Origin of the sequence: Microbispora sp. H11081 (genome assembly GCF_012999535.1) — a bacterium.
Classification (GTDB): Bacteria; Actinomycetota; Actinomycetes; order Streptosporangiales; family Streptosporangiaceae; genus Microbispora.
Window position 1 is genome coordinate 75,705 of record NZ_JABBWV010000009.1, and the last position, 25,096, is coordinate 100,800.

At 71.7% G+C, this 25,096-nt stretch carries 23 protein-coding genes; 11 read left to right on the forward strand and 12 right to left on the reverse strand.

Annotated features, from left to right (window positions below; translation table 11 throughout):
- Positions 1-35: 35 nt before the first annotated feature.
- Positions 36-674: a TetR family transcriptional regulator gene (locus HHX31_RS22265; RefSeq protein ID WP_169950271.1), complete on the forward strand. Its 639-nt coding sequence runs from the start codon at positions 36-38 to the stop codon at positions 672-674.
- Between the two features lie 39 nt (positions 675-713).
- Here the strand turns inward: HHX31_RS22265 and HHX31_RS22270 are convergent, their stop codons facing one another.
- Positions 714-1,766: a leucine-rich repeat domain-containing protein gene (locus HHX31_RS22270; RefSeq protein WP_169950272.1), complete on the reverse strand. Its 1,053-nt coding sequence runs from the start codon at positions 1,764-1,766 to the stop codon at positions 714-716.
- A gap of 277 nt (positions 1,767-2,043) precedes the next feature.
- Between HHX31_RS22270 and HHX31_RS22275 the strand changes: the two genes are divergently transcribed.
- Positions 2,044-3,456, forward strand: a complete 1,413-nt coding sequence (locus tag HHX31_RS22275) for a cellulase family glycosylhydrolase (protein ID WP_169950273.1) — start codon at positions 2,044-2,046, stop codon at positions 3,454-3,456.
- Between the two features lie 171 nt (positions 3,457-3,627).
- A complete protein-coding gene (locus HHX31_RS22280; RefSeq protein ID WP_169950274.1) occupies positions 3,628-4,167 on the forward strand; it encodes a GNAT family N-acetyltransferase in 540 nt (179 codons plus the stop codon).
- Positions 4,168-4,214: 47 nt separating this feature from the next.
- Here HHX31_RS22280 and HHX31_RS22285 read toward each other — a convergent pair whose 3' ends face one another.
- From HHX31_RS22285 to HHX31_RS22295, 3 genes are all read right to left on the reverse strand, one after another.
- Positions 4,215-4,790 carry a YqgE/AlgH family protein gene (locus tag HHX31_RS22285; protein WP_169950275.1) on the reverse strand — a complete coding sequence of 192 codons (576 nt, stop codon included), beginning with the start codon at positions 4,788-4,790 and terminating at the stop codon, positions 4,215-4,217.
- A 106-nt stretch (positions 4,791-4,896) separates the two neighbouring features.
- Positions 4,897-6,306, reverse strand: coding sequence for an NAD-dependent malic enzyme (locus HHX31_RS22290; RefSeq protein WP_169950276.1), 1,410 nt, complete (start codon positions 6,304-6,306; stop codon positions 4,897-4,899).
- A 228-nt stretch (positions 6,307-6,534) separates the two neighbouring features.
- A complete protein-coding gene (locus tag HHX31_RS22295; RefSeq protein WP_169950277.1) occupies positions 6,535-7,449 on the reverse strand; it encodes a tetratricopeptide repeat protein in 915 nt (304 codons plus the stop codon).
- 128 nt (positions 7,450-7,577) lie between these two features.
- On the opposite strand from HHX31_RS22295, the gene HHX31_RS22300 reads away from it, so the two are divergent.
- Positions 7,578-8,084, forward strand: coding sequence for a DinB family protein (locus HHX31_RS22300; protein WP_169950278.1), 507 nt, complete (start codon positions 7,578-7,580; stop codon positions 8,082-8,084).
- Positions 8,085-8,108: 24 nt separating this feature from the next.
- Here the strand turns inward: HHX31_RS22300 and HHX31_RS22305 are convergent, their stop codons facing one another.
- Positions 8,109-8,576 carry an Lrp/AsnC family transcriptional regulator gene (locus HHX31_RS22305; RefSeq protein WP_169950279.1) on the reverse strand — a complete coding sequence of 156 codons (468 nt, stop codon included), beginning with the start codon at positions 8,574-8,576 and terminating at the stop codon, positions 8,109-8,111.
- A 66-nt stretch (positions 8,577-8,642) separates the two neighbouring features.
- On the opposite strand from HHX31_RS22305, the gene HHX31_RS22310 reads away from it, so the two are divergent.
- Positions 8,643-10,034 carry a pyridoxal-dependent decarboxylase gene (locus HHX31_RS22310; protein ID WP_169950280.1) on the forward strand — a complete coding sequence of 464 codons (1,392 nt, stop codon included), beginning with the start codon at positions 8,643-8,645 and terminating at the stop codon, positions 10,032-10,034.
- 147 nt (positions 10,035-10,181) lie between these two features.
- Here HHX31_RS22310 and HHX31_RS22315 read toward each other — a convergent pair whose 3' ends face one another.
- Entirely contained in the window at positions 10,182-11,864 is a 1,683-nt protein-coding gene (locus HHX31_RS22315) for a methylmalonyl-CoA mutase (protein WP_169950281.1), read from the reverse strand.
- Positions 11,865-12,070: 206 nt separating this feature from the next.
- On the opposite strand from HHX31_RS22315, the gene HHX31_RS22320 reads away from it, so the two are divergent.
- Positions 12,071-13,792: a S8 family serine peptidase gene (locus HHX31_RS22320; RefSeq protein WP_311932162.1), complete on the forward strand. Its 1,722-nt coding sequence runs from the start codon at positions 12,071-12,073 to the stop codon at positions 13,790-13,792.
- Between the two features lie 79 nt (positions 13,793-13,871).
- On the opposite strand, the gene HHX31_RS22325 is transcribed toward HHX31_RS22320, so the two are convergent.
- Positions 13,872-14,417, reverse strand: a complete 546-nt coding sequence (locus HHX31_RS22325) for a MarR family transcriptional regulator (RefSeq protein WP_169950282.1) — start codon at positions 14,415-14,417, stop codon at positions 13,872-13,874.
- A gap of 424 nt (positions 14,418-14,841) precedes the next feature.
- Between HHX31_RS22325 and HHX31_RS22330 the strand changes: the two genes are divergently transcribed.
- On the forward strand, positions 14,842-16,875 hold the full coding sequence (locus HHX31_RS22330) for a hypothetical protein (protein WP_169950283.1): 2,034 nt from the start codon (positions 14,842-14,844) through the stop codon (positions 16,873-16,875).
- Positions 16,876-17,209: 334 nt separating this feature from the next.
- A complete protein-coding gene (locus HHX31_RS22335; protein ID WP_311932163.1) occupies positions 17,210-17,929 on the forward strand; it encodes a DUF4230 domain-containing protein in 720 nt (239 codons plus the stop codon).
- A 52-nt stretch (positions 17,930-17,981) separates the two neighbouring features.
- Here the strand turns inward: HHX31_RS22335 and meaB are convergent, their stop codons facing one another.
- Together meaB and HHX31_RS22345 are read right to left on the reverse strand one after the other, a co-directional pair.
- Positions 17,982-18,998: a methylmalonyl Co-A mutase-associated GTPase MeaB gene (gene meaB, locus HHX31_RS22340; protein WP_169950284.1), complete on the reverse strand. Its 1,017-nt coding sequence runs from the start codon at positions 18,996-18,998 to the stop codon at positions 17,982-17,984.
- Positions 18,999-19,009: 11 nt separating this feature from the next.
- A complete protein-coding gene (locus tag HHX31_RS22345; protein ID WP_169950285.1) occupies positions 19,010-20,203 on the reverse strand; it encodes an acetyl-CoA C-acetyltransferase in 1,194 nt (397 codons plus the stop codon).
- 104 nt (positions 20,204-20,307) lie between these two features.
- Here HHX31_RS22345 and mce point away from each other — a divergent pair, with 104 nt between their 5' ends.
- Both mce and HHX31_RS22355 read left to right on the forward strand, forming a co-directional pair.
- Positions 20,308-20,730, forward strand: a complete 423-nt coding sequence (gene mce / locus HHX31_RS22350; RefSeq protein ID WP_169950286.1) for a methylmalonyl-CoA epimerase — start codon at positions 20,308-20,310, stop codon at positions 20,728-20,730.
- A 178-nt stretch (positions 20,731-20,908) separates the two neighbouring features.
- Entirely contained in the window at positions 20,909-22,213 is a 1,305-nt protein-coding gene (locus HHX31_RS22355) for a DivIVA domain-containing protein (protein WP_169950287.1), read from the forward strand.
- A 108-nt stretch (positions 22,214-22,321) separates the two neighbouring features.
- Here HHX31_RS22355 and HHX31_RS22360 read toward each other — a convergent pair whose 3' ends face one another.
- The 3 genes from HHX31_RS22360 to HHX31_RS22370 form a co-directional block, all read right to left on the reverse strand.
- A complete protein-coding gene (locus HHX31_RS22360) occupies positions 22,322-23,092 on the reverse strand; it encodes an alpha/beta fold hydrolase (protein ID WP_169950288.1) in 771 nt (256 codons plus the stop codon).
- A 67-nt stretch (positions 23,093-23,159) separates the two neighbouring features.
- The gene (locus HHX31_RS22365) at positions 23,160-23,864 is read right to left on the reverse strand and encodes an alpha/beta hydrolase (RefSeq protein WP_169950289.1); all 705 of its coding nucleotides are present in this window, start codon (positions 23,862-23,864) and stop codon (positions 23,160-23,162) included.
- A 20-nt stretch (positions 23,865-23,884) separates the two neighbouring features.
- Positions 23,885-24,202: an ATP/GTP-binding protein gene (locus HHX31_RS22370; protein WP_169950290.1), complete on the reverse strand. Its 318-nt coding sequence runs from the start codon at positions 24,200-24,202 to the stop codon at positions 23,885-23,887.
- 182 nt (positions 24,203-24,384) lie between these two features.
- Between HHX31_RS22370 and nucS the strand changes: the two genes are divergently transcribed.
- Positions 24,385-25,059 carry an endonuclease NucS gene (nucS, locus tag HHX31_RS22375; protein WP_169950291.1) on the forward strand — a complete coding sequence of 225 codons (675 nt, stop codon included), beginning with the start codon at positions 24,385-24,387 and terminating at the stop codon, positions 25,057-25,059.
- The last annotated feature ends 37 nt before the right edge of the window (positions 25,060-25,096 follow it).

The window sequence follows — 25,096 nt, forward strand, 5'->3', positions numbered from 1 at the left end:
GCCTGTGAACCGAGAGTTTCGAGGAGGTGACCGCCGTGGGTCTGCGTGAGCGCAAGAAGCAGCGGACGAGGGACGCCCTGATCGACGCGGCCCTCGACCTTTTCCTCTCCCAGGGCTACGAGGCGACGACGATCGACCAGATCGCCGCCCGGGTGGAGGTCTCGCCGAGGACCTTCTTCCGCTACTTCGCCTCCAAGGAGGACGTGGCGCTCTCTCCGACGGCCGACGAGCAGGAGATGTTCCTCGCCGAGTTGGTCGCCCGGCCGCTGTCGGAGCCGCCGTTCACCGCGCTGAGTCAGTCGATGCGCGCCATGCTGAGCATCCTAAAAGAGGCGGATGGGGCCGAGGCGAGCAGGGTGGTGAAGGCTCAGCGGCTCGTCCATTCCACACCGGTCCTGCTCGGGGGCGCGATGCGGTTGATCAGGGAGAACGAGCGCAGGCTGATCGCCGAGGTGGCCCGCAGGAGGGGGACGACGCCCGACGACCTGCAGTCGCAGCTCGTCGTGTCGGTCTTCGTGAGCATCGGACTGCTCTGCATGGACGGGCCGACGGAGGACCTAAGCGGCCTGGCACGCCGATACGAGGAACTGCTCACGCTGGCGGAGCGCTCCCTGCGGCCCGGCTGGGACCTGCCCGTACGCGCCGAGGCCGCACCCGCGTCGGTCGCGAGCTGACGCCGGGACCGGAGCCACACGCGGCCGCCCCGTGCCGCCTCAGAGCAGCACGACGCACCCTCGCTCGCGCAGCGGGCGGACGCAGCCGGGCACCTCCTCGAACTTGGTCCAGCGCAAGTCGAGCTTCTCAAGCCGGGGCAGCTCCGCCAGCCCGCCGGGGAGCGTGGTGAGGCGGGTCGCCCGGAGGTCCAGGTGGGCCAGGCCGGTCAGGCGTACGACGGAGTCCGGCAGCCGCTCCAGGGGGTTGCCCCGCAGGTCCAGGTGGCGCAGCGCGCCCAGCCCGCCGATCGAGCCTGGCAACTCCGCGATGCGGTTGTTCCTCAGGTGCAGCTCGCGCAGCCCGGTCAGGCGTCCGATCGTCTCCGGCAGCGCGGTCAGCCGGTTGTCGTGGACGCGCAGCTCGTGCAGGCCGGTCATGCCGCCGATCTCCGCGGGCAGCGCGGCCAGCCGGTTCTCGGCGAGGTTGAGATAGCCGAGCCGGTCGAGCCGTCCCAGCGTGGCAGGCACCGACGTGAAGTCGTTGTCGCTCAGGTAGAGGCAGTCCGTGAGGCAGGGCAGGTCGCCGATCTCCGCGGGCACCTCGCGCAGCCGGTTGTGGCCCAGGTCGAGCATGCGCAGCTCGCGGAGGCGTCCCAGGCCCGGAGGAAGGTCCTCGATCTCGTTCTCCGCCAGGACGAGCGACCGCAGCCAGCTCAGCCGCCACAGGGTCTCGGGCACGGCGCTCAGCGCGTTGCGCCCCACGCCGAGATGTTCGAGCGACCCGACGCGGCCCAGCTCGGGAGGGAGTGCCGTGATCCGGTTGCCGTAGAGCAGCAGGGCCCGCAGCCGCTCCAGGCGCGCGATCCACGCGGGCAGCCTCGTGAGCGCGTTCCCGTCGAGATCGAGGTGACGGAGCGTGCCCATGTCGCCAAGCGTCTCGGGCAGCGACGTCAGCCCCGCGCCCGGCGCCACCAGGGCGACCGGCACACCCCCGGCGAGCCGTACGGCGCCCGGGGGCGCCCAGTCCACCACGGGCGCGGCGCCACCGGCCTGTCCGGGACCGGTGGCGCCGGGGCCGGGCTCGCCGGGGGCAGGCACATCGAGATCGGGCATGGCAGCCGACCCTACAGATCACCCACCCGCCCCCGCACCGCTAGAGGCCGCCTCACCGGGACAACAGGTGAACGTTTCATCGGTGTTTCACTACCGCGGCGAGGGCGTCCGAGGGGAGATCGCGCTGGTCCGGTGGGCCCAGGCAGCAGAACCGGTTCAGTTGCCACGATCCCATGACGGCCGCCCCGGAGGACGCGCGCTGTACGGCTCCGGCTCCCCCCGCCTATGGTGCGTTCGGCGCTCCGACCGGCGCCGCTCCCCCACCCGAGGTACCCAAATGAGAACACGTTTCATCGCCGCGGGCGCGGCCGTCATCGCCCTCCTGATGTCAGTGATCGCGACGACCCAGAGCGCGCAGGCCGCCACCGGACTCCACGTCAGCGGCACGAAGATTCTCGAGGCAAACGGAAACCAGTTCATCATGCGGGGCACCAGCCACGCGCACACCTGGTACCCGGCCCAGACGGGCTCGTTCGCCGACATCAAGTCGCTGGGCGCGAACACCGTCCGCGTCGTGCTCAGCGGCGGGCGCTGGACGGCCAACTCGGCGAGCGACGTCTCCGCCGTGATCACGCGATGCGTGCAGAACCGGTTAATTTGCGTGCTTGAGAACCACGACACCACCGGCTACGGCGAGCAGGGCGGCGCGTACACGCTCGATCAGGCGGTCGACTACTGGATCGGCCTCAAGAGCGTGCTGACCGGCCACGAGAACCACGTCGTCATCAACATCGGCAACGAGCCGTACGGCAACAACAACCCGTCCGCCTGGACCAGCGCGACCAAGAACGCGATCAGCAGGATGCGGGCGGCCGGGTTCCAGCACATGCTGATGGTCGACGCGCCCAACTGGGGCCAGGACTGGCAGTTCGTCATGCGGGACAACGCCGCGTCGGTCTTCGACGGCGACCCGCAGAAGAACACCGTCTTCTCGATCCACATGTACGGCGTCTTCGACACGGCCGCCGAGATCACCGCCTACCTCCAGGCGTTCCAGACCGCAGGGCTGCCGCTGGTGATCGGCGAGTTCGGCGACATGCACTCGGATGGCAACCCCGACGAGGACACGATCATGGCGCAGGCCCAGTCGCGGGGTGTCGGCTACCTCGGCTGGTCGTGGAGCGGCAACGGCGGCGGCGTCGAATACCTGGACCAGGTGACGAACTTCAACGTCGGCCAGCTCACCTCGTGGGGCCAGCGGCTCTTCAACGGCGCCAACGGCATCAAGGCGACCGCCAAGGAGGCGACGATCTACAGCGGGCCGACGGCGAGCCCGTCCGCCAGCCCGTCGGCGTCGCCCAGCGCCTCCCCCAGCCCGTCGCCCAGCCCGTCTCCGAGCGCCTCGCCCAGCCCGTCCCCGAGCCCGTCCCCGTCCCCGAGCGGCGGCGCCAAGGGCTGCACGGCGACGTACCAGGTCACCAACCAGTGGGGCGGCGGCTTCCAGGGCGAGGTGACCGTCAAGGCCGGCTCAAGCGCGATCTCGGGCTGGACCGTGACCTGGACCTACGCCAACGGCCAGACGATCACCCAGGTGTGGAACGCCACGGTGACGTCGAGCGGGTCGTCGGTCACCGCCAAGAACGTGAGCTACAACGGAAGCCTCGGCGCAGGGGCGTCCACCTCGTTCGGGTTCCTCGGCTCTTGGAACGGCGCCAACGCGGCGCCGGCGGCGAACTGCACCGCGAACTGAGCCGCACCGCGAGCTGAGCTGTCACGCGAGCTGAGACGTGGCGTTCCACCATTGGCCGGGCGCGTTCCCCCCGCGCGCCCGGCCTCCGCGTGCCCCGCACGGCCCAGGGGCGTGCCATGCCCCAGAAGCTGCTGAGCAGAGGGTTCGGGCGCCTGCGATAGGTTGCCCGGCATGATCGAGCTTGGACCCGTCGCGTGGCCGCCGGTCCCGATCAGGACCGAACGCCTCGTGCTCCGGGAGTCCGCGGCCCGGGACCGCGCGGCGTTCATCGAGTTGCTGGCCTCACCGGAGGTGCACACCTACCTCGGCGGCCCCCGGCCTCGTGACGAGCTCGAGCGCGAGATGCCGGGAGTGCCCGAGCGGTGGCCGGGGAGCTTCGTCGTCGATCTCGATGGGGCGATGATCGGCCAGATCCTGCTCAGGAGGGCAACGGAGCATCGCCGCCCGGCTGCCGTGGGGAAGGCCGATCTCGGCTATCTGTTCCTGCCGCGGGCGTGGGGATTCGGATACGCCGCCGAGGCCTGCGCGGCGGCACTCGCCTGGTTCGACCGTGTCCTTCCCGGCGAGCCGGTGGTGCTCACCACCCAGACCGCCAACGCCGGCTCGATGCGCCTCGCGGCGAAACTGGGGTTCACCGAGGTGGAGCGGTTCCGGGCATGGGACGCCGAGCAGTGGCTCGGCCTGCGGCCCCCGGTCGAGCCGTCCCCCTGAGCTCGGCTCCCGGCCCCGCGAGCCCATAAGCCTTCGTGAGCAGGCTCCTAGTTGAGCAGGGGGTCGTCCGGGAAGGTCGCGACGAGCGCGAGATCCCCCCGCTGCCGGCGTAACACGGTGCGCCACAGCGTGGCCGGGTTCGGGTGGAAGGTGTCCCCCGGATCGGAGTCCACGACGTACCAGGCGCCCTCCTGAAGCTCGTTCTCGAGCTGTCCCGCCGTCCAGCCCGCGTACCCCGCGAAGATCCGCATCTGGGAGATCTCCCCCGCGAGTATCTCCGGCGGCGCGTCGAGGTCCACCGTGCCGAGCCGCGAGACCGCCGCCCTGCCCTGCAACCGGCGCCAGCCCAGCGGCTCCTCCCCGCTGAGCACGACGGCCAGCGCGAGCGCGCTGTCCGTCTGCACCGGGCCGCCCTCGAACAGCACAGGAGGACCCGTGACCAGGGAGTCCCACGAGGGCAGGACCTGGGTCACGGCGATCTCACTGGGCCGGTTGAGCACCACGCCCAGAGTGCCGCCGTCTTCGTCGTGCTCCAGGACGAGCACCACGCTACGCCGGAAGTTGGGGTCGTCGAGCAGTGGCGTCGCAACGAGCAACCCGCCGACGTAGATCGCTTCCGCCATACATCCCATCATGAGGGAGGATTGCGGATTCGTGTACGCCGACCCCGGTTTGCCGCGCCATGTTACTCAGCGCGATGACGACGTCACCCTAGGGCGCGGGGCGAGGTCAGGCCTCGGTGAAACCGCGCGCTCTGCCCCCGGCCGACTCCCGTACGGCGGCCGCCACGGCGTTGGCCACGTCGGGGTGGAAGACGCTCGGGATGATGTAGTTGGGGCCGAGTTCCTCGCTGGTCACGACCGCGGCCAGCGCGCGGGCCGCCGCCAGGAGCATCTCCTGCGTCACGCCGTTCGCCTGGGCGTCGAGCAGGCCGCGGAACACACCAGGGAACGCCAGCACGTTGTTGATCTGGTTGGGATAGTCGGAGCGGCCCGTCGCCACGACCGCCGCGTGCTCGCGGGCGTCGTCGGGCGAGACCTCGGGCTCGGGGTTGGCCAGCGCGAAGACCACCGCGTCCTTCGCCATGGCGGCGACGTCGTCCCCGGTGAGGATGCCCGGCGCGGAGACGCCGATGAAGACGTCGGCGCCCTTGACCGCGCCGCGCAGGTCACCGCCGTACCCCTCGCCGTTGGTGTGCTCGGCGATCCACCGCAGCGACTCGTCGAGGTCGTCGCGGCCGAGGTGCACCGCGCCGAGGTAGTCGCAGACGATGACGTTCCGCGCCCCGGCCGCCAGCAGCAGGCGCAGGACGGCGGTGCCGGCCGCGCCCGCGCCCGCCATCGCGATCCGCACCTCGGAAAGCTCCTTGCCGACGACCTTCAGCGCGTTCGTCAGCGCGGCGAGCACGCAGATGGCGGTGCCGTGCTGATCGTCGTGGAAGACCGGGATGTCGAGCAGCTCACGCAGCCGCCGCTCCACCTCGAAGCAGCGCGGCGCCGAGATGTCCTCCAGGTTGATGCCGCCGAAGCCCGGCGCGATGGCGCGCACGGTGGCGACGATCTCGTCCACGTCCTGGGTGTCGAGGCAGATGGGCCAGGCGTCGATGCCGGCGAACCGCTTGAACAGGGCGGCCTTGCCCTCCATCACCGGCAGCGCGGCGGCGGGGCCGATGTTGCCGAGCCCGAGGACGGCGGATCCGTCGGTCACGACGGCGACCGAGTTGCGCTTGATAGTGAGGCGGCGGGCGTCCTCGGGGTTGCGCGCGATCGCCAGGCTGACCCGGGCCACGCCCGGGGTGTACGCCATGGAGAGCTCGTCGCGGTTACGCAGGGGGACCTTCGACTGCATCTCGATCTTGCCGCCGAGGTGCATGAGGAAGGTACGGTCGGAGACCTTGTGGATCGTGACGTCCTCGACCGCGCCGAGGCTGTCCACGATCGCCTGCACGTGGTCGGCGTCCTTGGCCGCGCACGTCACGTCGATGCGGAGCTTCTCGTGACCCGCGTTGGTCACGTCGAGGGCGGTGACCACGCCGCCGGCGTTCTCCACCGCGTGGGTCAGCAGGCTTACCGCCTTGCCCCCCGCGGGCACTTCGAGGCGCACAGTGATCGAGTAGGAAACGCTGGGCACGGTGGCCACGTCTATCCGCTCCTTTGCGGGGTGTTGCCTGGCCGTGCTCTACCGGCTGCGCCAGTCGAGCGGGCCTCCGCGTGGCTGCCACGCCCGCGCATCCGGCCGGACGGCTCTTGGGTGCTACCCATCGTGCCATCCCCGGCCGGTCGATTCAGCCCTGACCCCGTACCGAACCTGTTGCGAACCGCGCGCCGCCGTACCGCTCAGGGGGCCGGCGGCGCGGGCCCGAACCGGTCAGAAGAGCGCGTTGGCCAGTGCCCTGCGCGCGCGGGAAAGCGAGGGGTCGTCGCCGGGCAGCGCGTCGAAAAGCCCGAGCAGGTGGACCCGCGCCTTCTCCCTCTCAGCGCCGCGGGTGCGCCGCACGAGCGCGATGAGCCGGTCGAACGCCTCGTCCACCTGCCCGTTCACCATCTCGACGTCGGCGGCCCTGGTCTGCGCGTCCACGTCGTCCTGGTCCTCGGCGGCCCGGCGCAGCACGTCGGCGGGGTCGAGGTCCTGGGTGCGCCGCAGCAGCCCGATCCCGGCGAGGCCGATCTTCGCGCCCTCGTCCGAGGGCGACCGCGCCAGCAGGCGCTCGAACGCCGCTGCCGCGGCGTCCAGGTCGCCCTTCTCCACGGCCTGGTCGGCCGCGAGGAGGTCGGGGTCGATCGGCGGCTCCGCGGCCTCTCCCTCGCCCTGCTCGGCCAGTTCCACGCCGAGCTGCTCGAACACCTGCGACAACGCCTGCCGGAGCTGCGACTCCGGCAGCGGACCCTCGAACAGGGGCATGAGCTGCCCCTGGAAGGCCAGGTAGACGGTGGGCACCGCCCGCATCCGCAGCGCCTGGGCGAGCTGCGGGTCGGCCTCCACGTCCACCCTGGCCAGCACCCACGCGCCCGCCGCCTCAGCGGCCAGCTTTTCCATTACGCCGCTGAACTGCCGGACCTGCTCGGCCCTGGGCACCGTCGCTTCGACGATCACGGGAACGCTCAGGGAGCGCTCCACGACGTCGGTGTTGAAGGTGGCCGAGGTCACCTCGATGACGTCCGCCGAGGCGGCTCCGGCCGGCCCGGCGGCCTCACGCCGCGCCTGGGCCTCGAGGGCCTGCTTGCGTGCGCCGAGGTCCACGGCGCCGTAGAGGGATCCAGGTCGAGAGAACTCCGCTGCCATACCCCCAATCCTGCCGTACGCGCCCGTGTGATCCGTGCGTTCCCGCCGCGGTTCCTCCGCGATCTGGGCGGCGCGGCCCCCGCCGTAGGGTGAACGGCGCTTGTTCATCGCGAAGAAGGGGGCAGAACATGGCCGTGGAACGCGTCGGCCCGCCGTGCACCGCCGGTGAGCGTGAGACGTTGCGCGCCTTCCTCGACTACCACCGGGCGACGCTCGCGCTCAAGTGCGACGGCCTGTCGGACGAGGAGCTGCGCCGCAGGTCGATGCCGCCGTCGACGCTCTCGCTGCTCGGCCTGGTGCGGCACATGGCCGAGGTCGAGCGCGCCTGGTTCCGCCGGGTGATCGGCGAGGAGGACGTGCCGCTGGTGTGGTCGGAGGAGGGCGACTACCAGGCGGCGTACGACCCGGGCGGGTCCACCGGCGCGGAGGCGTTCGCCGTCTGGCAGGCGGAGGTCGAGCACTCCCGCAGGATCGAGCGCGCGGCCGAGTCGCTCGACGTCACCGCCTACGCGCCGAGGTGGGGCGAGGAGGTGTCGCTGCGGCTGGTGATGCTGCACTTGATGCATGAGTACGCCCGGCACAACGGCCACGCCGACTTCCTGCGCGAGGGCGTCGACGGGACCGTGGGGGTCTGAGAGAGCCCTTCCCCGGCCGTCTCCTCAGCTCACCGGGCCCTGGACGGTCCTGCGCTCGGTACGGAAGATCAGCGTGGTCTCCACGTGGACGATCTCCGGCCGGACCAGGACGCGCTCCAGGATCATGCGGTGCAGGTGATCGGCGTCGGGCACCGCGACGTGCACCAGGAAATCCTGCGGACCGGCCACATGGAACAGCGCGACCGTCTCAGGCAGCCCGAGCACGAACGCCCGCAGCGGGTCGACGAGCTGGCTCGTGTGGGGCCGTACGCGCAGCGCCAGCAGCGCCTCCAGCGGGCGGCCGAGCGCCTGCGTGTCCACCTCCGCGCGGAACGCCCTGATCAGTCCGCGCCGGCGCAGCGACCGTACGCGTTCGAGCGCGGTGGAGGGGGCGACGCCGACCCGCTGGGCGAGATCCTTGTTGGGTAACCGCGCGTCATTCTGCAGCAGCTCCAGGATCTTCCTGTCGGTCGAATCCAGTTCGGCGGCCATGCGATCCTTCCTCCGGAGATTCGGCCATTGTGGCGAATCGATGCACAGAAGGGCCATCATCCCGGCATGACACCGAATCGCACCTGGGACATCGACCAATTCGTCCACGCCGCCGAGTCGACCGTGCGCGAACTCGCCGCGTACGTGCGGGAGAGCCAGGCGGGAGCGGTGCCGGTGATCCGCCGCAGGCCCCCCGGTGAGCTGGCCGGGCTGCTCGATCTCGCCCGCTGGATCCGGGAGGGCGGCATGACGCCGGAGAGCTACCGGGAGTGGCTCGGCGCCTATCTCGCGGAGGGAACGCGGCTGCACCACCCGGCCTACGTCGCCCATCAGACGGCCGCGCCCGACTTCCCCGCGGCGCTGGCCGACTTCGTCCACGGCGCGATCAACAACCCCATGGCGATCTACGAGATGGGGGCCGCCGCGGCGACGGTCGAGTTCGAGGTGCTGCGCTGGATGCTCGGCAAGATCGGCTTCCCAGAGGGCTCCGGGGTGTTCACCCACGGCGGGTCGCTCGCCAACCTGACGGCGCTGCTGGCGGCGCGGGCCGCCGCCGCCCCCGACGCGTGGACCGAGGGCGTGCCCGCCGATCTCGCCCTGCTCGCGCCGCCGTCGGCGCACTACTCCGTCACCCGGGCGGCGGCGATCCTCGGCCTCGGCGAGCGCGCGGTCGTGCCGCTCGACGTGGACGACCTGGGCAGGATCGACGTGGCACGGCTGCCCGAGGCGCTCGACCGGGTGCGCCGGGCGGGCCGCCGGCCGATGGCCCTGGTGGCGGCCGCGTGCGCCACCGGCACGGGTCTCTACGACGACCTGCGGCCGATCGGCGAGTTCTGCGCCGAGCACGGGCTGTGGTTCCACGTGGACGGCGCGCACGGGGCGTCGGCTCTGCTCAGCGAGGAGCACCGCCACCTGCTCGACGGCGTCGAACTGGCCGATTCGGTCATCTGGGACGCCCACAAGATGCTGCGCACCTCCGGCCTCGTGGCCGCCGTGCTCGTACGGCGCGAGGGCGACCTGGACGCCGCGTTCCGGCAGCGGGCCAGCTACCTGTTCTACGGCGACCAGGGGTTCGACCTGATCGGCAGGACCGTGGAGTGCACCAAGGCCGCGCTCGGGCTGAAGGTGTTCCTCAACCTCGCCTGGAGGGGCGAGCGGGACCTCGGCGACTACGTGGCGGGGCGGTACGCCACCGCGCACCGCTTCTGGCGGCTGGCCCGCGAGCGGCCCGGCTTCCACTGCCCGTACGAGCCGGAGAGCAACATCGTCTGCTTCCGGTACGGCGACGGCGACCAGGCCGCGATCCGCGAGACCCTGCTGGAGGAGGGCTCCTTCCACCTGACCTCTACCGAACTCGGCGGCGTACGCCACCTGCGGGTGACCGTCATGGCCCCCGCCACAGACGACAAGACCCTGGAGTCCCTCCTCGACCGCATCGCCGCGCTCGCCCCCGCCTGAGGCGCCCGGTCCGCGGCAGCCGACCGGAGATTGCGGGCAGAGACCCTCGCCTGGCGCGCCTGGTCGCCACGGCGATCCTCGCCACCCGCCTTCTGATCAGTCTGCTCGTCGCGTTCGGCCGGGCACGTCGCCGGCGCCGGAAGACACTCAGAAGGCGGCGGGTTCCGAGTAGGTGCCCCACTCCTCGCGCAGCACGTCGCAGATCTCGCCCAGCGTGGCCTCGGCCCGTACGGCGTCCAGCATGGGCGGGATCATGTTGCCCTCGCCCTTGGACACGGCCCGCATGGCGGCCAGCGCCGCGTCGACGGCCTTCTGGTCCCGCGCGGCCCGCCGCTCGGCCAGCACCCCGCGCTGCTCGACCTCGACCTCGTGGCTGATCCGCAGGATCTCCAGCGGCTGCTCGGTGGTCGCGGTGTGGCAGTTCACGCCGACGATGCGCTTGTCGCCCTTCTCCAGCTTGCGCTGGTAGTCGAAGGCCGACTCGGCGATCTCCGACATGAACCAGCCGTCCTCGATGCCCCGCAGGATGCCGGCGGTCATCGTGCCGTCGCCGCCCATCTCGCGGATCCTCGCGAAGATCTTCTCCGCCTCGGCCTCCAGCCGGTCGGTCAGCGCCTCGACGTACCAGGAGCCGCCCAGCGGGTCGACGACGTTGACGACCTCCGTCTCCTCCATGATCACCTGCTGGGTGCGCAGCGCGATCTCCGCGGCCTTCTCCGACGGCAGCGCGAGCACCTCGTCGAGCGCGTTGGTGTGCAGCGAGTTCGTGCCGCCGAGCACGGCCGCCAGCGCCTCGATCGCGGTGCGGACGATGTTGTTGTCCGGCTGCTGCGCGGTCAGCGACACCCCCGCGGTCTGGGTGTGGAAGCGCAGCCACTGCGCCTTCTCCGTACGCGCGCCGTACACGTCGCGCATCCACCGGGCCCAGATGCGCCGGGCGGCGCGGAACTTCGCGATCTCCTCGAAGAAGTCGATGTGCGCGTCGAAGAAGAACGACAGGCCCGGCGCGAAGACGTCCACGTCGAGCCCGCGCGACAGGCCCAGCTCGACGTAGCCGAAGCCGTCGGCGAGGGTGAAGGCCAGCTCCTGCGCGGCCGTTGAGCCGGCCTCGCGGATGTGGTAGCCGGAGACCGACAGCGGCTTGTACGCGGGGATCTCGGCGGCGCAGAACTCCATGAGGTCGCCGATCAGGCGCAGGTGCGGCTCGGGGGCGAACAACCACTCCTTCTGCGCGATGTACTCCTTGAAGATGTCCGTCTGGAGGGTGCCGTTGAGCTTCCCGACCGGCACGCCCTGCCGCTCGGCGGCGACCACGTACATGCAGAAGATCGGTACGGCGGGCCCGCTGATGGTCATGGACGTCGTGACGTCGCCGAGCGGGATGCCGTCGAACAGCAGGTCCATGTCGAGGGCGGAGTCGATCGCCACGCCGCAGTGGCCCACCTCGCCGAGCGAGCGGGGGTCGTCGGAGTCGCGGCCCATGAGCGTCGGCATGTCGAACGCCACCGACAGGCCGCCGCCCCCTGCGCCGAGGATCATCTTGTAGCGCTCGTTGGTCTGCCGCGCGTTGCCGAACCCGGCGAACTGGCGGATGGTCCAGGGCCTGCCGCGGTAGCCGGTGGCGTACAGGCCACGGGTGAAGGGGAACTCCCCCGGCCAGCCGATGCGCCCGAAGCGGGGGTCGTCGCCGGGCGGCCCGTAGACGGGGTCCACCTCCAGCCCGGACAGGGTGCGGAACTCGCGCTCCCGCTTGACGGCGGCGTCGTGCCGCGCCTGCCAACGGGCCCTGCCCGCCTCGATCGACTCGGCACTCGTCGCGTCCGGATCCATGCGCCCCTCCCCATGTCTCACTCTTCGAGAAGATACTAGGACGTCCTATTAAAGTCGGCCACCCTCGCCCCCGGTCCCGGCCGATCGACAAATCCGCCTCCACGACAGTCATGTCACACGTTGGTCGCGAATTCCTGTGGACCTTTGACACAGCGGAGAAATCTTCAAGCATGGGCAGCGCCCTTGAAGTCCACACGGAGGTGGATGTGAAGCGCTTTACACTCGTCGCCGCGACCGCGGTGATGGTGGCGGCACTCGCCACGCCCGCGCAGGCCGTACCGACGGCAGCCGAGGCGGCGGCCCAGACCGAATACATGGTCCTGTTCAAGGAAGGCACGGCGGCGGCGGACGCCCAGAAGGCGATCGAAGCGGCCGGCGGCAGCATGGTCAAGGTGAATGCCCAGGTCGGGCTGGCCACGGTCAGCAGCGCCAACCCCGGCTTCGCGAGCGCGCTGCAGGGCGCCGCGGCCGTCGAGGGGGTCGCACGCAACCGGGTGATCGGCACCGCGCCGGACGACGCGAAGGCGTCCCCCGCGAGGAAGGCCGGGCCCCATGCCAAGAACAGGGCCGTGGAGAGGGAGGGCCGGGGCGGCCCGGGCGCCCCGCGCGGGCGCAACGTCAAGGACGAGCCGCTCGCCGACTTCCAGTGGGACCTGAAGCAGATCCGCGCCAACGAGGCCCACAAGTTCGAGCAGGGAGACAAGGGCGTCCTCGTCGGCGTGCTCGACACCGGCGTAGACGGCTCGCACCCCGACATCGCGCCCAACTTCGACCGCAGGCTCAGCCGCAACTTCACCGTCGACGTGCCGGCGGACGCCAACGGCGACGTGATCGACGGGCCGTGCGAGGAGGACCCCGACGGGTCCTGCACCGACCCGAACGACGTGGACGAGGACGGCCACGGCACCCACGTCGCCTCGTCGATCGCCGCGCCCATCAACAAGCTGGGCATCGCGGGCGTCGCTCCGAAGGTGACGATCGTGAACCTGCGGGCCGGCCAGGACTCGGGCTACTTCTTCCTCCAGCCCACCGTCGACGCCCTCACCTACGCGGGCGACATCGGCGTCGACGTGGTCAACATGAGCTACTACATCGACCCGTGGCTGTTCAACTGCGCCGACAACCCGGCCGACAGCCCCGAGGAGCAGGCCCAGCAGCGGCTGTACATCGCCGCCACCCAGCGGGCCATCGACTACGCCCACGCGCGCGGCGTGACGCTCGTCGGCGCGGCGGGCAACCAGGCGATCGACTACACCAAGACCAACACCGACGCGACCAGCCCCGACTACGCCACCTTCCCCGGCCAGGCCATCAGGACCCGGACCATCCCCCCGTCCTGCGTCTCCCTGCCGAACGAGGCCGAGCACGTGATCGCGGTCTCCTCGACCGGCATCAGCAAGCGGAAGTCGTACTACTCGAGCTACGGCAACGGCTACGTCGACGTGGCCTCCCCCGGCGGCGACGTCTACGACACCCCCGGCAACACCAGGGACATCACCAAGGCGACGCTCTCGGCCTACCCCAAGGCGCTCGCCGTCGCCAACGGCGAGATCGACGCGAACGGAAACCCCACCGTCGACTACGTCGTGAAGGACTGCAAGGGCGCGGTCTGCGCCTACTACCAGTACCTCCAGGGCACCTCGATGGCCTCGCCGCGCGCGGCCGGCGTCGCGGCGCTGATCGTCAGCCGGTACGGCGAGCGCGACCGCGCCCGCGGAGGCCTGACGATGAACCCGGACACGGTGGAGGCGATCCTCAAGGGCACGGCCACCAAGACGGCCTGCCCGAACCCGCCCGACTTCACCTACACGCGGATCCTGCCGAGCGGCTCCACGGTGACCGCCACGCACACCTGTGAGGGCGGCCCGTCGGGCAACGGCTTCTACGGCAAGGGCATCGTCGACGCCCTGCGCGCCGTCGGCCGCTGACCTTCCACGGCGGTGGCGGGGCCCCGGTGACACACCGCGGCTCCGCCACAGCCCGAGATCGGCCTCGTCAGGGGCCTCGTCAGGGGCCGAAGTCCCCCGCGGCGACACGCAGGGTCTTCAGCAGATCGAACATCTCGCCGAGTTCGGCGTCGTCGTACATGCCCATGCAGAAACCCGCGCCCATCAGGTCGGCCGTGGCCCGCCGCACGATGTCGCGGCCCTCGTCGGTGATCTCGGCGAGCACGCCGCGGCCGTCCCGGGGATTGCGCATGCGGCGCACCAGACCGGCCCGCTCGAGGCGGTCCACCGTGTTGGTCACGCTCGTCGGATGCACCATCAGCCGCTCGCCGATCTTCGACAACGGCAGCGACCCGGCCCTGCTGAACGTGAGCAGCACAAGGGCCTCATACCTGGCGAAGGTCAGGTCGTACGGCTTGAGCAGCGTGTCCAGTTGCGCCAGCAGGATCTGATGGGCTCTCATGATCGACGTGACGGCGGCCATGGCGGACGACGGCCCGAACGTCGAACGCCACGTCTCCGCCGCCCGCTCGATCGGGTCGAACGGGAGCTTGAGCGGCCGGGAGCCACCCCTGGGCGAAGGCTCTGAGCTGGGCGGAACGGACACAGCGATATACGGTAGCGCGACGCCGACCAAGATCGACCAGCGCACCGAGCGTAACCGGATTCATTCCTTGACCCCAGAACTCCCCCCGTCCGGGTCACGCTCCGTTATGGTTGCCACGTCGAAAGGTGAGGCGGCGGCAAACCCGGCGGCACGGGGAACCCCGTCTGCTAGAGGACGTCTCGCGGAGCTTGCCTCGTGGGCCACCCGGATATCCGGGGCTGACCCGCCGAGGTGAGGGGGGCCGCGGGGACGCGTCCGACGGCGGACGAGGCGAGGCCGGCCGGCAGACCAGCGCCACGGGGAACGGCGTCGGTTCGCGCACCGCTCACACAGACACGGGGGAGATTCTCAATGGACAGCATCGCTGTCCCGGCGCCGCATGCGCGCCGGACTTCGGCGGCGTGGCCAGGTGCCGCGCCCTGCTGTGGGTGAGCATAGGGGCGGTTCACGCGGTGAGCTGAGACACGGCGCGCTGGTCGCGGCGACCGTGCTGCTCGTTCTGGCGCTCGTCGCCGCGTGGAGCGTCCTCATTCCCGGTTTCATGGACTGGGATGACATAGTGGCGGCCGTCATCGGCTCGCTGCGACTGACGGGACCGCTCGGAGCCGCGTTCGCGGCCTGGGTGGCCTTCCGCAGGCGCAGAGCCGAGCGGGGCCGCGTCCTGACGCCGTGGCGGGCCGCACGGGCGCCGCTGTCGATCATCGCGGTCGTCACCGGCTCCTTCGGGGCGACCGTGCTGCTGCTCGGGCTGCGCGCCGCGCTGACCGGGCAGGGCGGCGCGATGCTGCCCGGCGGCCTCGCCATGTCCGTCGCCGGGCTGGGGCTCTACGTCGTGGTCGGCTGGATCCTGGGCTGGCTCGTGCCTGTCGTCGTCGTCCCGCTGATCGCGGGCGCCGGCACGTACGCGCTGTTCACCTGGCTGGCCACCGGCCCGCACTGGGCCGACCGGCTCACGCCCGCCGCGGGCGAGCCGTACGACCTGATCGGCGGCGTCAGCGAGACCGCGTACACGGACCAGACGCTCTGGCTGCTGGGCCTCAGCACCGCGCTGCTCCTCGGCTGGGTGGCCCTGGTGACCCGGCGGACGCTGGCGCTGGCCGCCGCGGTGATCGCCGTCCTGGCGGCGGGAACAGGCGCCGCCCGGCTCGTCACGGTGCCGCGGACGGTGCCCGTGAGCGAGCGCCTGGTCTGTCAGGAATGGCCGATCAGCGTGTGCGTGCATCCGGCGCTGCGCGGGGGCCTGGCCGAACTCGCCACCGTGTTCACCGCGCTCGCCATGCGCCTGGACGGGACGCCGGCGGCGTTCCGCAGGGTCGAGCAGCGGGCGTTCGGCGACAAGGACCCGGCCGGGCCCGAGGTGGTCGTCGTCCACCTCGACGACCTCGGGTCGGGGTACGCCCAGCGGGCGGCCACCGAGTTCCTCGACCGCCTGGCCCGCCCCTGCCCGGGAACCGTGGCCGCGGGTTACCGGAGCATCGTGGTCGCCTGGCTGCGGGGCGCCTCGCTGCCCAGCGGACCGCTGCGCGAGCACCACCAGGCGTCCATCTGGTTCTCCGAACTGTCGGAGGCCCAGCGGCACGACTGGCTGCACATGTTCTACTCCGACTTCGTCTCCTGCGGGCTGCAGGCCAAGCACTTCGGCGGCGGCTCCCGCCCCGCCGAGCCCGTGGCGACGACCTATCCGGTGAACCCCACCCCCGCGTACACGCCCAACTATCCGATCGAGCCGACCAAGCCGGGCGCGGCCGTCGCCACCGGCGTGCCGGTGAGCCCGGAGCCGGGCTGGGGCCAGGGCGCGGACCCGCGCCCCGGCGGATCGGGTGCGACGTGGACCGGCCAGAACCCGTCCGCTTCGCCGTGGCCCTCTCCTCCCGGCGCGAGCCCCGCAGGCCAGAACCCAGCGGGCCAGGGCTCAGGGGGGCAGGGTCCAGCGGGTCGGAACGGTCCGGGGGCGTGGGGCATGCCGGGCCGCGAAGGCGCCCGGAGACACGACCCCTGGGTGCGGGGCCGCAGGCACGCGCCGCACCCCTGGCGGCCGAGGACCGGCAGGCCCGGGGACACGGCGTCCTCCGATCGGCCGGGAGCGCCCGGCGCGAGCCCGTCGCCCACTCCGACCGGCCCCGCGTCCCAGGGCGGCGCCCAGAAAGGCGCCCAGGGAGGGGCACAGGGAGGGTCACAGCGCCGGGACAACGCCCAGGACCGTGGGCGGCGGCCGGGGCAGGGCGTCTCCGGCAGGGCGGGAGGATCTCGTGGGAACGGCCAGGGCGCGGACGACGCCAGGAGCGGGCGGCGGGCCCGTCCGGAGCGCGTGCCCGGCCAGAGCGGCGGGCGCACCGACCATGGCCGGCCCGCCACGGGCGACGTCACGGACGCCGACGAGACGGACCCCCAGGACGACGCGCCCGAGGACACCGGTGTGGCCGGCGTGCCCGGCGCGCTCCTGGCCCCCGCCCAGTAGCGCCCACCCAGTAGCGCCCACCCAGTAGCGCCCACCCAGTAGCGCCCACCCGGACACGCCCGGCCCGGTGACCACGCGGCGTGAGGCGGGGCGCCGAAGGGCCGGGCCGCGCCTGACCACGCGGCCCTCAGGGCGCTAACGGCGCTAACGGCACACGGAACGCGCGGCGCTCACGGCGCTCACAGCACACGGAACGCGCGGCACGCGGGACGCGGGGGCCCGGATTGCGAGGGATCGGGCGGAAAGCCGGGTTTCGGACTTCCGAAACCCGGCTCCGACACAGAATCGATCTTGGGTTACGTGAGAGCGCGGGAATATCGGGAAGATTGTCGCCGTGGACCGTCAGAGCCGTCCCTCGTTCGCGCCGGCCGACGCCGGCGCCGCCACCGACGCCACGGCGAGCGCCGGGGCCCCCGCACACCGCCCCAGGCGCGGCTGGCGGGTGCTCGCCGGCTTGCTGTTCGTGGTCCTGCTGCTCGTGGTCGGCGCCCGGCTGACCTGGTCCTGGCTCGACCCGCTGGGCGAGCAGGGCATCGACCGCAGCGGCCCCGCGCTGCTCCGGTCGATGCAGGACCTGAGCCGGTTCGAGGCCGCCACCGGCAACTTCCAGGTCATCGTTGACCTGGAGAAGGACGCGAAGTTCGTGCCCGACGCGATCAAGGGCTCTCGCACGCTCTTCATCGGAGCCGGGAACGTGGACGCCTACGTGGACTTCTCCGCCCTGCCCAAGGACGCCATCACGGTCTCACCCGACCGCACAGCTGTGACGGTGCGGCTGCCGCACGCCGAGCTGGAGAAGCCCAACCTCGACAACAAGCGGTCGTACGTCTTCGCCCAGGAGCGGGGCATCTTCGACCGGATCTCCGACTTCCTGTCGTCGTCCCCGCAGAACCAGCAGGAGCTCTACGTGCTGGCCGAGCGCAAGATCGCGGAGGCGGCGGCCGCCAGCGACCTGCGCTCGCGGGCCGACCAGAACGCCAAGGCCATGATGGAGGGCATGCTGAAGTCCCTCGGCTTCACCAAGATCACGGTCACGTACGCCGGCGAGCCCTGACCCGTCGGCCGCCGGGACGCGAGAGCCGTACGGGGGACTCGGTCCGCACGGCTCAGCCGAGCGCGGCGATGAGGTCGTCGGCGGCGGCGTAGGGGTCGGTCTCGGCGCCGAGCAGCCGCTCGGCGAGCGCGTCGAGGCGATCCCCGTGAAGCACCGCGAAGCGCGACCTGAGCTGGGCCAGCGCGATGGCCTCTATCTCGTCGCGGGCCCGGGCCAGCCGCCGCCTGCGGGCCTCGCCTGACTCCTCCAGGTACGCCTGGTGCTTGTCCAGCGCTGCCAGCAGGTCCTCGGCGCCCTCGCCTCTCGAAGCGACGGTCGTGACGATCGGAGGCCGCCACGCCGCCTCGACGAGGCCCGTCATGTACCGCAGTTCCCGCACGGTCGCCTGGACGCCATCGCGGTCGGCCTTGTTCACCACCAGGACGTCGGCGACCTCCAGGATGCCCGCCTTGGCCGCCTGCACGCCGTCGCCCATGCCCGGCGCGAGGATGACGACGGTCGTGTCGGCCAGGCGGGCGATGTCCACCTCGGCCTGCCCGACGCCGACCGTCTCTACGAGGATCACGTCGCACCCGGCGGCCTCCAGCACGCGCAGCGCCTGCGGCGTGGCCCACGCGAGGCCGCCGAGATGCCCCCGGGTCGACATGCTCCGGATGAAGACGCCTGGGTCGGTCGCGTGGTCCTGCATGCGTACGCGGTCCCCGAGCAGCGCGCCGCCGGTGAACGGGCTGGACGGGTCGACCGCCAGCACCCCCACCCTGCTGCCGCGCCTGCGGAACGCCCGGATGAGCATGCCGGTCGACGTCGACTTGCCGACGCCCGGTGAGCCGGTCAGGCCGATGACCCTGGCGCTGTACGGCCGGGCGGCGCCGGTGGCCAGCTCGGCCATCGCCTCGCGCAGGGCACGGCTCGCCGCCGGGTCTCCCCCGGCGTGACCCGCGACGCCGGCCGCGTTCCCCACGGCCCTCTCCACGGCGTTCTCCACCGCGTTCTCCACCAGCGAGATCAGCCGCGCCACCGCGCGCGGCCGTCCACTCCTGGCCTGGCCGACGAGCTCACGGACGTCCACGAGCGGGCCCCTCAGGCGCCGGGCTCGGGCACCCGGATGATCAGCGCGTCGCCCTGGCCGCCACCGCCGCACAGGCCGGCCGCGCCGAGGCCGCCGCCGCGCCTCTTCAGCTCGTGGGCCAGGGTCAGCACGATCCGGGCGCCGGACGCGCCGATCGGGTGGCCGAGCGCTATGCCGCCGCCGTTGACGTTGACCTTGTCGAGCGGGACGCCGAGATCCTTCACCGACTGCAACACGACCTGGGCGAACGCCTCGTTGATCTCCAGCAGGTCGAGGTCGTCCGCGGACAGCCCCTGCTTGCCCAGCGCCTGCTTGATGGCGTTGGCGGGCTGCGAGTGGAGCGAGTTGTCCGGGCCGGCCACGTTGCCGTGCGCGCCGATCTCGGCCAGCCATTCGAGGCCCAGCTCCTCCGCCCTGGCCTTGGACATCACGACCACGGCGACGGCCCCGTCGGAGATCTGCGAGGCCGATCCCGCCGTGATGGTGCCGTCCGCGCCGAACGCCGGGCGCAGCTTCGACAGGACCTCGACCGTCGTCTCGGCGCGGATGCCCTCGTCCGCGGCGAACAGCACCGGGTCCCCCTTGCGCTGCGGCAGCGGCACCGGGACGATCTCGTCGTCGAACAGTCCCTTCTCCGTCGCCTCGGCGGCGCGCTGGTGCGACCGCGCGGAGAACTCGTCCTGCTCCTCCCTGGTCACGCCGAACCTCGCGTTGTGGCGTTCGGTGGACTCCCCCATCGCGATCTGGTCGTACGCGTCGACGAGCCCGTCGTAGGCCATCGAGTCCACGATCCCCGCGTCGCCGTACTTCACGCCCTTGCGCAGGCCGGGCAGCAGGTGCGGCGCGTTGGTCATCGACTCCATGCCGCCCGCGACGACGACGTCGAACTCGCCCGCGCGGATCAGCTGGTCGGCCAGCGCGATCGCGTCCAGGCCCGACAGGCAGACCTTGTTGATCGTGAGGGAGGGGACGGTCATCGGGATGCCGGCCTTCACGGCCGCCTGACGCGACGGGATCTGACCGGACCCGGCCTGGAGCACCTGCCCCATGATCACGTACTGGACCTGATCGGGGGAGACGCCCGCGCGCTCCAACGCGGCCTTGATCGCGATTCCGCCCAGTTCGACGGCCGACAGGCCGGAGAGCGAACCGAGGAGCCGTCCGATCGGTGTGCGTGCTCCGGCGACGATGACGGAACCAGACATGGGACCCTCCACTACGTGATCCAGGCGACGGTGTCACCATACCCAGGAGTAGTACGGCCGCCCGGACGCGGGCGGCCGTGACGTAACCGTCGAAGGGAGCCGCCATGCTGCTGCGGATCGACCACGTGGGCGTGGCCTGCCACAACCTGGAAGAGAAGATCGAGTTCTACGAGTCCGTCTTCGGGCTGACCGTCGTCAGCCGCGAGGTGAACGAGGAGCAGGGCGTCCGGGAGGCCATGCTGCACGTGGCCGACGGCGACAACGGCGCGTCGTACGTCCAGCTCCTCGAACCGCTGCACCCCGACACCGCCGTGGGCAAGTTCCTCGCCAAGCGGGGCGAGGGCGTGCATCATATCGGGTACGGCGTGGCGGACGTCACCAAAGCCTTGGAGGATATCGGGGCCAAGGGCGTGCGCCTGATCGACGAGCGGCCGAGGCACGGGTCGATGGGAGCCTCCATCGCGTTCCTGCATCCCAAGGATGTGGGAGGAGTTCTCACCGAGCTCGTCGAGACGTCCAGGCGCTAAGCAACACAAGAAACGTTCATACGTAACAAGTCGCGCAGAAAGTCGGACGGGGCCTCCAACGCGGCAGTACCGGAGTACGCTGGCGACCACCGGACGTGGACGCCACACCGGCTTCCTCGCCTCGGAACGACCCCCCGTCCGGCCCCTGTAGCCGTCTCGACAACCAGGATCGAGCCTCATGCAGTCCGACATCGACGCCCAGCTCAACAACTTCTTCGAGGACGCCCCTTCTCGCGAATTCGACGTGGTGCTCCGGGGTTATGACCGGCACCAGGTCCACGACCACCTGAAGACTCTCGACACAGAACTGCGTCAAGCGAAGGAACAGGTCGGCGCTCTCCAGCGTGAGCTGTCCGACTCCCAGCGCCAGCTGCAGGAGCAGGAGCGGCCGACCTACTCCGGCCTCGGCGCCCGCATCGAGCAGTTGCTCAGGCTGGCGGAGGAGCAGGCCACCGAGCTCGTCCAGGCGGCCAGGTCGGAGGCGAACGAGATCCGTGCCGCCGCGAAGGTGGACGCCGCCGACCTGCGGGCCGCGGCGGAGAACGAGGCGGCCGAGAAGCGGGCGCTCGCGACACGCGAGGCCGAGGAGATGCGCAGCAACGCCGAGCGCGACGCGGAGGAGATCCGCTCGACGGCGCGGCGCGAGTCCGACGAGCTGACCGCCACGACGGAGCGCGAGGTCGCCAAGATCCGCGCCACCGCCGACCACGAGGTCGCCGAGAAGCGGGCCGACGCCGAGCGCGAGATCGCCAAGCTGCGCACCACGACGGAGCGCGAGGTCGCCCAGCTGCGGGCCTCGACCAAGCGCGAGCGCGACGAGGTGCTCACCACCGCCAAGCGCCAGGCCGACGAGATGCGGGCCCAGGCGCAGCGGATCCTGGAGGAGTCCGAGGCCAAGCGCGCTCAGGACGAGGCGGAGTTCGAGATCCAGCTCGCCGCCCGCCGCGAGGACGCCGAGCGCCAGGAGGCCGAGCGGCACGCCACCGCCCAGGCCAACACCCAGAAGCTGGTGGCCGAGGCCGAGCAGCGCGCCGCCACCGCCGAGCAGCGGGCCGCCAAGGCCACGCAGCAGGCCGAGCAGACCCGCCGCGAGGCCGACACCCACGCCAAGCAGTTGCTGGCCAACGCCCGCAAGAACGCCGACCAGCTCGTGGCCGACGCCAAGTCCAGCGCGGACACGATCGTGACCGAGGCCAAGAACGAGGCCGAGCGCACCCGTTCCGCGATGCAGCGCCAGGTGGACGAGCTCACCCGCCAGCGCGACAGCATCACCAGCCACCTCGCCCAGCTCCGTCAGCTGCTGGGCGGCGCGCCGCTGCCTGGCATGGACGCCGCGGAGCCGGCGCCCGTCACCGCCGCCCCGCCGAAGCCGGCCCTGTCGGCTCCGCCGGTCGCGGAGAAGCCGGCCGTGCCCGCCACGCCGGTCGTGGAGCCGATCAGCTCCACCAAGAGCGACGACGACGCGGAGTGGTGGCAGGAGTAGTCGACTGGACGATCGGGGAGTCTTTGACGGCTGAACGAACGGGGCCCGGCATCGCGCCGGGCCCCGTTCCGCGTCATCCCGCGGTCCGCCGCGTAGGAGGCCCGATCGCTACCTGATGGATGCGACGAAGTCCGCGACGACCCGGTTGAACGCCTCGGGCTGCTCGATTGCGGACAGATGGCCCGCCTTCTCGATGACGGCCAGCCGCGCCTGCGGGATGGCCTCCGCCATCGCCTGGGCGTCCGAGAGAGGCGACAGTTCGTCCTCGTCGCCCACGACGACCAGCGCGGGCACCGTCAGGGCCCGCAACGTGCCGAACGCGTCGGGCCGGGCGGCCATCGCCCGCTGGGCCCACGCGACGGCCGCGGGCGGCGCCGCCTGGACGAGCCCGCGCACGCGCCCGAGGACCATGCCTCTGCTCTCCTTGGTGGTCGCCCCGACGAGCGTGGGCAGCGACTCGGTCACCAGGATGTCCGTGCCGCCGCTCAGGACCGCCGCGGCGATCCGCTCCCTGTTCGCCCGGACCGGCTCCGGGTCGGCCTGCGCCTTGGTGTCGGCGAGGATCAGGCCGCGTACGCGGTCCGGGTGGCGGCGGCACAGCGCCATCGCCACGTAGCCGCCCATGGACAGGCCGCCGACCACCGCGCGGTCGAGCCCCTCCTGGTCGAGCAGGTGCGCCACGTCGTCGGCCATGCGGTCGATCGAGGGCTCGTCGTCGCCGAGCACCGTGCCGCCGAAGCCGCGCAGGTCGGGGGTGATCACCCGGCAGACGGCCGCGAGGCCTTCGCGCTGGGCGAGCCACATCGCGGAGGACAGGGGGAACGCGTGGAGCAGGACGACCGGCAGGCCGCTCCCGGCGGATCGCGCGTACAGCTGCATCAGGTCACGTTAACGCGCCGCGCGCCCGCGGCCGGCGTTCGTCACCGATTCGCGATCCCCGGCCCGGTCACACCGTGGTGGGTAACGGGGCCGCGGCCGGGTTCACGCGCTTGACGATCTCGTCCAGCACGATCCGCACGTACGGCTCGCCGACCCACAGGTGCTTGGCCCCGTCCACGCCGACGACCTCGGCCTGCGGGACCGCCGCGAACCGCTGTCCTGCCTCCTCCGGCCTCAGGTAGTCGTCGTGCTCCGGCACCAGGGCCACCAGCGGACGGCCGAACTCGGCCCAGGCGGCGAGGTCCTTGTCGCCGGCCCGCTTCAGCGGCGGCGACAGCAGGATCGCGCCCCGCACGATCGGGTCGCGCCCCCACTTCAGGGCCAGCTCGGTGCCGAACGACCAGCCGAGCAGCCAGGCGTTGGGCAGGTCGTGGAAGTCGGCGTACTCCAGGGCGGCGGCGACGTCCCACCGCTCCGCCTCGCCCCCGTCGAAGGCCCCCTGCGACGTCCCCCTGTCGGAGGTCGTGCCCCGGGTGTTGAACCGCAGCACGGCGATGTCGGCGAGCGCGGGAAGCCGATAGGACGCCTTGCGCAGCACGTGGCTGTCCATCATCCCGCCGTGGGTGGGCAGGGGGTGCAGGCAGACCAGCGTCGCCACCGGCGGCCGGCTCTCCGGCAGCGCCAGCTCGCCGACGAGGGTCAGCCCGTCGGCCGTACGCAGCTCGATGTCCTCGCGCCGGGCAGGCAGCACCGTGGATGCCCTGATGTCCATTCCCACCTCGAAAGCTCGTGTCAGTAGCGGCTGCGGCCCGGACCCCGGTTGGCCCGGTTGCGCCAGCACGCGGTGTGCCAGTGCCGCCGCTCGTCCTCTCCCCCGGACCAGGCCGGCCAGCTCACCACGTGGGGCAGCCCCGGCCTGATCTCCTGTTCGCAACCCGGGCACCGGTACGCCTTGCCCTGGCCGGCGCCGGAGACGTTCCGGACGACCCAGTCGCCGTCGTGCGCGCTCTCCACGCGGTCCACCCCGGCCACCTGGGGGCCGACCGGCCGTACGGCACGGCCGTCCTGGCGTTCGAAAGGGCCGCGGCGACGGGCACGGCGGGGGCTCACAGCGGGCGTCCTTCCGGGAAGCGCATGTCAGGCAGAACGGGAGATGACAGTTCATTCTTCCAGCACCGGCTCGGCCGGCGTACGCGCGGACGCGCCTGACACGGGCCGGGCAGCGGCGCTGCGACGCGGACAGTCTCCCAGAACGGCTCCTGACCTCTGCGCGCCCGGTAGGGTTGGCCCCCATGCGGCTGGTCATCGCGCGGTGCAGCGTGGATTACGTGGGACGGCTCACCGCCCATCTCCCCATGGCCCCCCGGCTCATCCTCATCAAGGCGGACGGCTCGGTCTCGATCCATGCGGACGACCGGGCGTTCAAGCCTCTGAACTGGATGAACCCTCCCTGCAAGGTCCGCGAGGAGACGATCGACGGCGTGACCACCTGGTCGGTGGTGCACGGCAAGACGGGCGAGAAGCTCGTGCTGACGATCGAGGAGATCCTGCACGACTCCAGCCACGAACTCGGCGTCGACCCCGGCCTGCGCAAGGACGGCGTCGAGGCTCACCTGCAGGAGCTGCTCGCCGAGCACATCACCACCCTCGGGGACGGCTGGACGCTGGTCCGCAGGGAGTACATGACCGCGATCGGTCCCGTGGACATCCTGTGCCGCGACCACCTCGGCGGCACGGTCGCCGTGGAGATCAAGCGGCGCGGCGACATCGACGGCGTGGAGCAGCTCACCCGCTATCTCGAACTGCTCAACCGCGACCCTCTGCTGGCCCCGGTCAAGGGTGTCTTCGCCGCCCAGGAGATCAAGCCGCAGGCCCGCGTGCTCGCCGCCGACCGCGGCATCGACTGCGTGACGCTCGACTACGACGCCCTGCGCGGCATCGAGCCGGAGAATCCCACGCTCTTCTGAGCGGAACACCGGTTCGCGAAGCATTACTCTGCCTGAT

Coding starts and splice junctions, on each gene's coding strand:
- HHX31_RS22315 (WP_169950281.1), bottom strand. CDS start 11,864: ATGGATCCGGACGCGACGAGTGCCGAGTCGATCGAGGCGGGCAGGGCC.
- HHX31_RS22270 (WP_169950272.1), bottom strand. CDS start 1,766: ATGCCCGATCTCGATGTGCCTGCCCCCGGCGAGCCCGGCCCCGGCGCC.
- mce (WP_169950286.1), top strand. CDS start 20,308: ATGCTGCTGCGGATCGACCACGTGGGCGTGGCCTGCCACAACCTGGAA.
- HHX31_RS22345 (WP_169950285.1), bottom strand. CDS start 20,203: ATGTCTGGTTCCGTCATCGTCGCCGGAGCACGCACACCGATCGGACGG.
- HHX31_RS22360 (WP_169950288.1), bottom strand. CDS start 23,092: ATGCAGCTGTACGCGCGATCCGCCGGGAGCGGCCTGCCGGTCGTCCTG.
- HHX31_RS22310 (WP_169950280.1), top strand. CDS start 8,643: ATGACACCGAATCGCACCTGGGACATCGACCAATTCGTCCACGCCGCC.
- nucS (WP_169950291.1), top strand. CDS start 24,385: ATGCGGCTGGTCATCGCGCGGTGCAGCGTGGATTACGTGGGACGGCTC.
- HHX31_RS22355 (WP_169950287.1), top strand. CDS start 20,909: ATGCAGTCCGACATCGACGCCCAGCTCAACAACTTCTTCGAGGACGCC.
- HHX31_RS22305 (WP_169950279.1), bottom strand. CDS start 8,576: ATGGCCGCCGAACTGGATTCGACCGACAGGAAGATCCTGGAGCTGCTG.
- HHX31_RS22295 (WP_169950277.1), bottom strand. CDS start 7,449: ATGGCAGCGGAGTTCTCTCGACCTGGATCCCTCTACGGCGCCGTGGAC.
- HHX31_RS22285 (WP_169950275.1), bottom strand. CDS start 4,790: ATGGCGGAAGCGATCTACGTCGGCGGGTTGCTCGTTGCGACGCCACTG.
- HHX31_RS22300 (WP_169950278.1), top strand. CDS start 7,578: ATGGCCGTGGAACGCGTCGGCCCGCCGTGCACCGCCGGTGAGCGTGAG.
- HHX31_RS22275 (WP_169950273.1), top strand. CDS start 2,044: ATGAGAACACGTTTCATCGCCGCGGGCGCGGCCGTCATCGCCCTCCTG.
- HHX31_RS22365 (WP_169950289.1), bottom strand. CDS start 23,864: ATGGACATCAGGGCATCCACGGTGCTGCCTGCCCGGCGCGAGGACATC.
- HHX31_RS22280 (WP_169950274.1), top strand. CDS start 3,628: ATGATCGAGCTTGGACCCGTCGCGTGGCCGCCGGTCCCGATCAGGACC.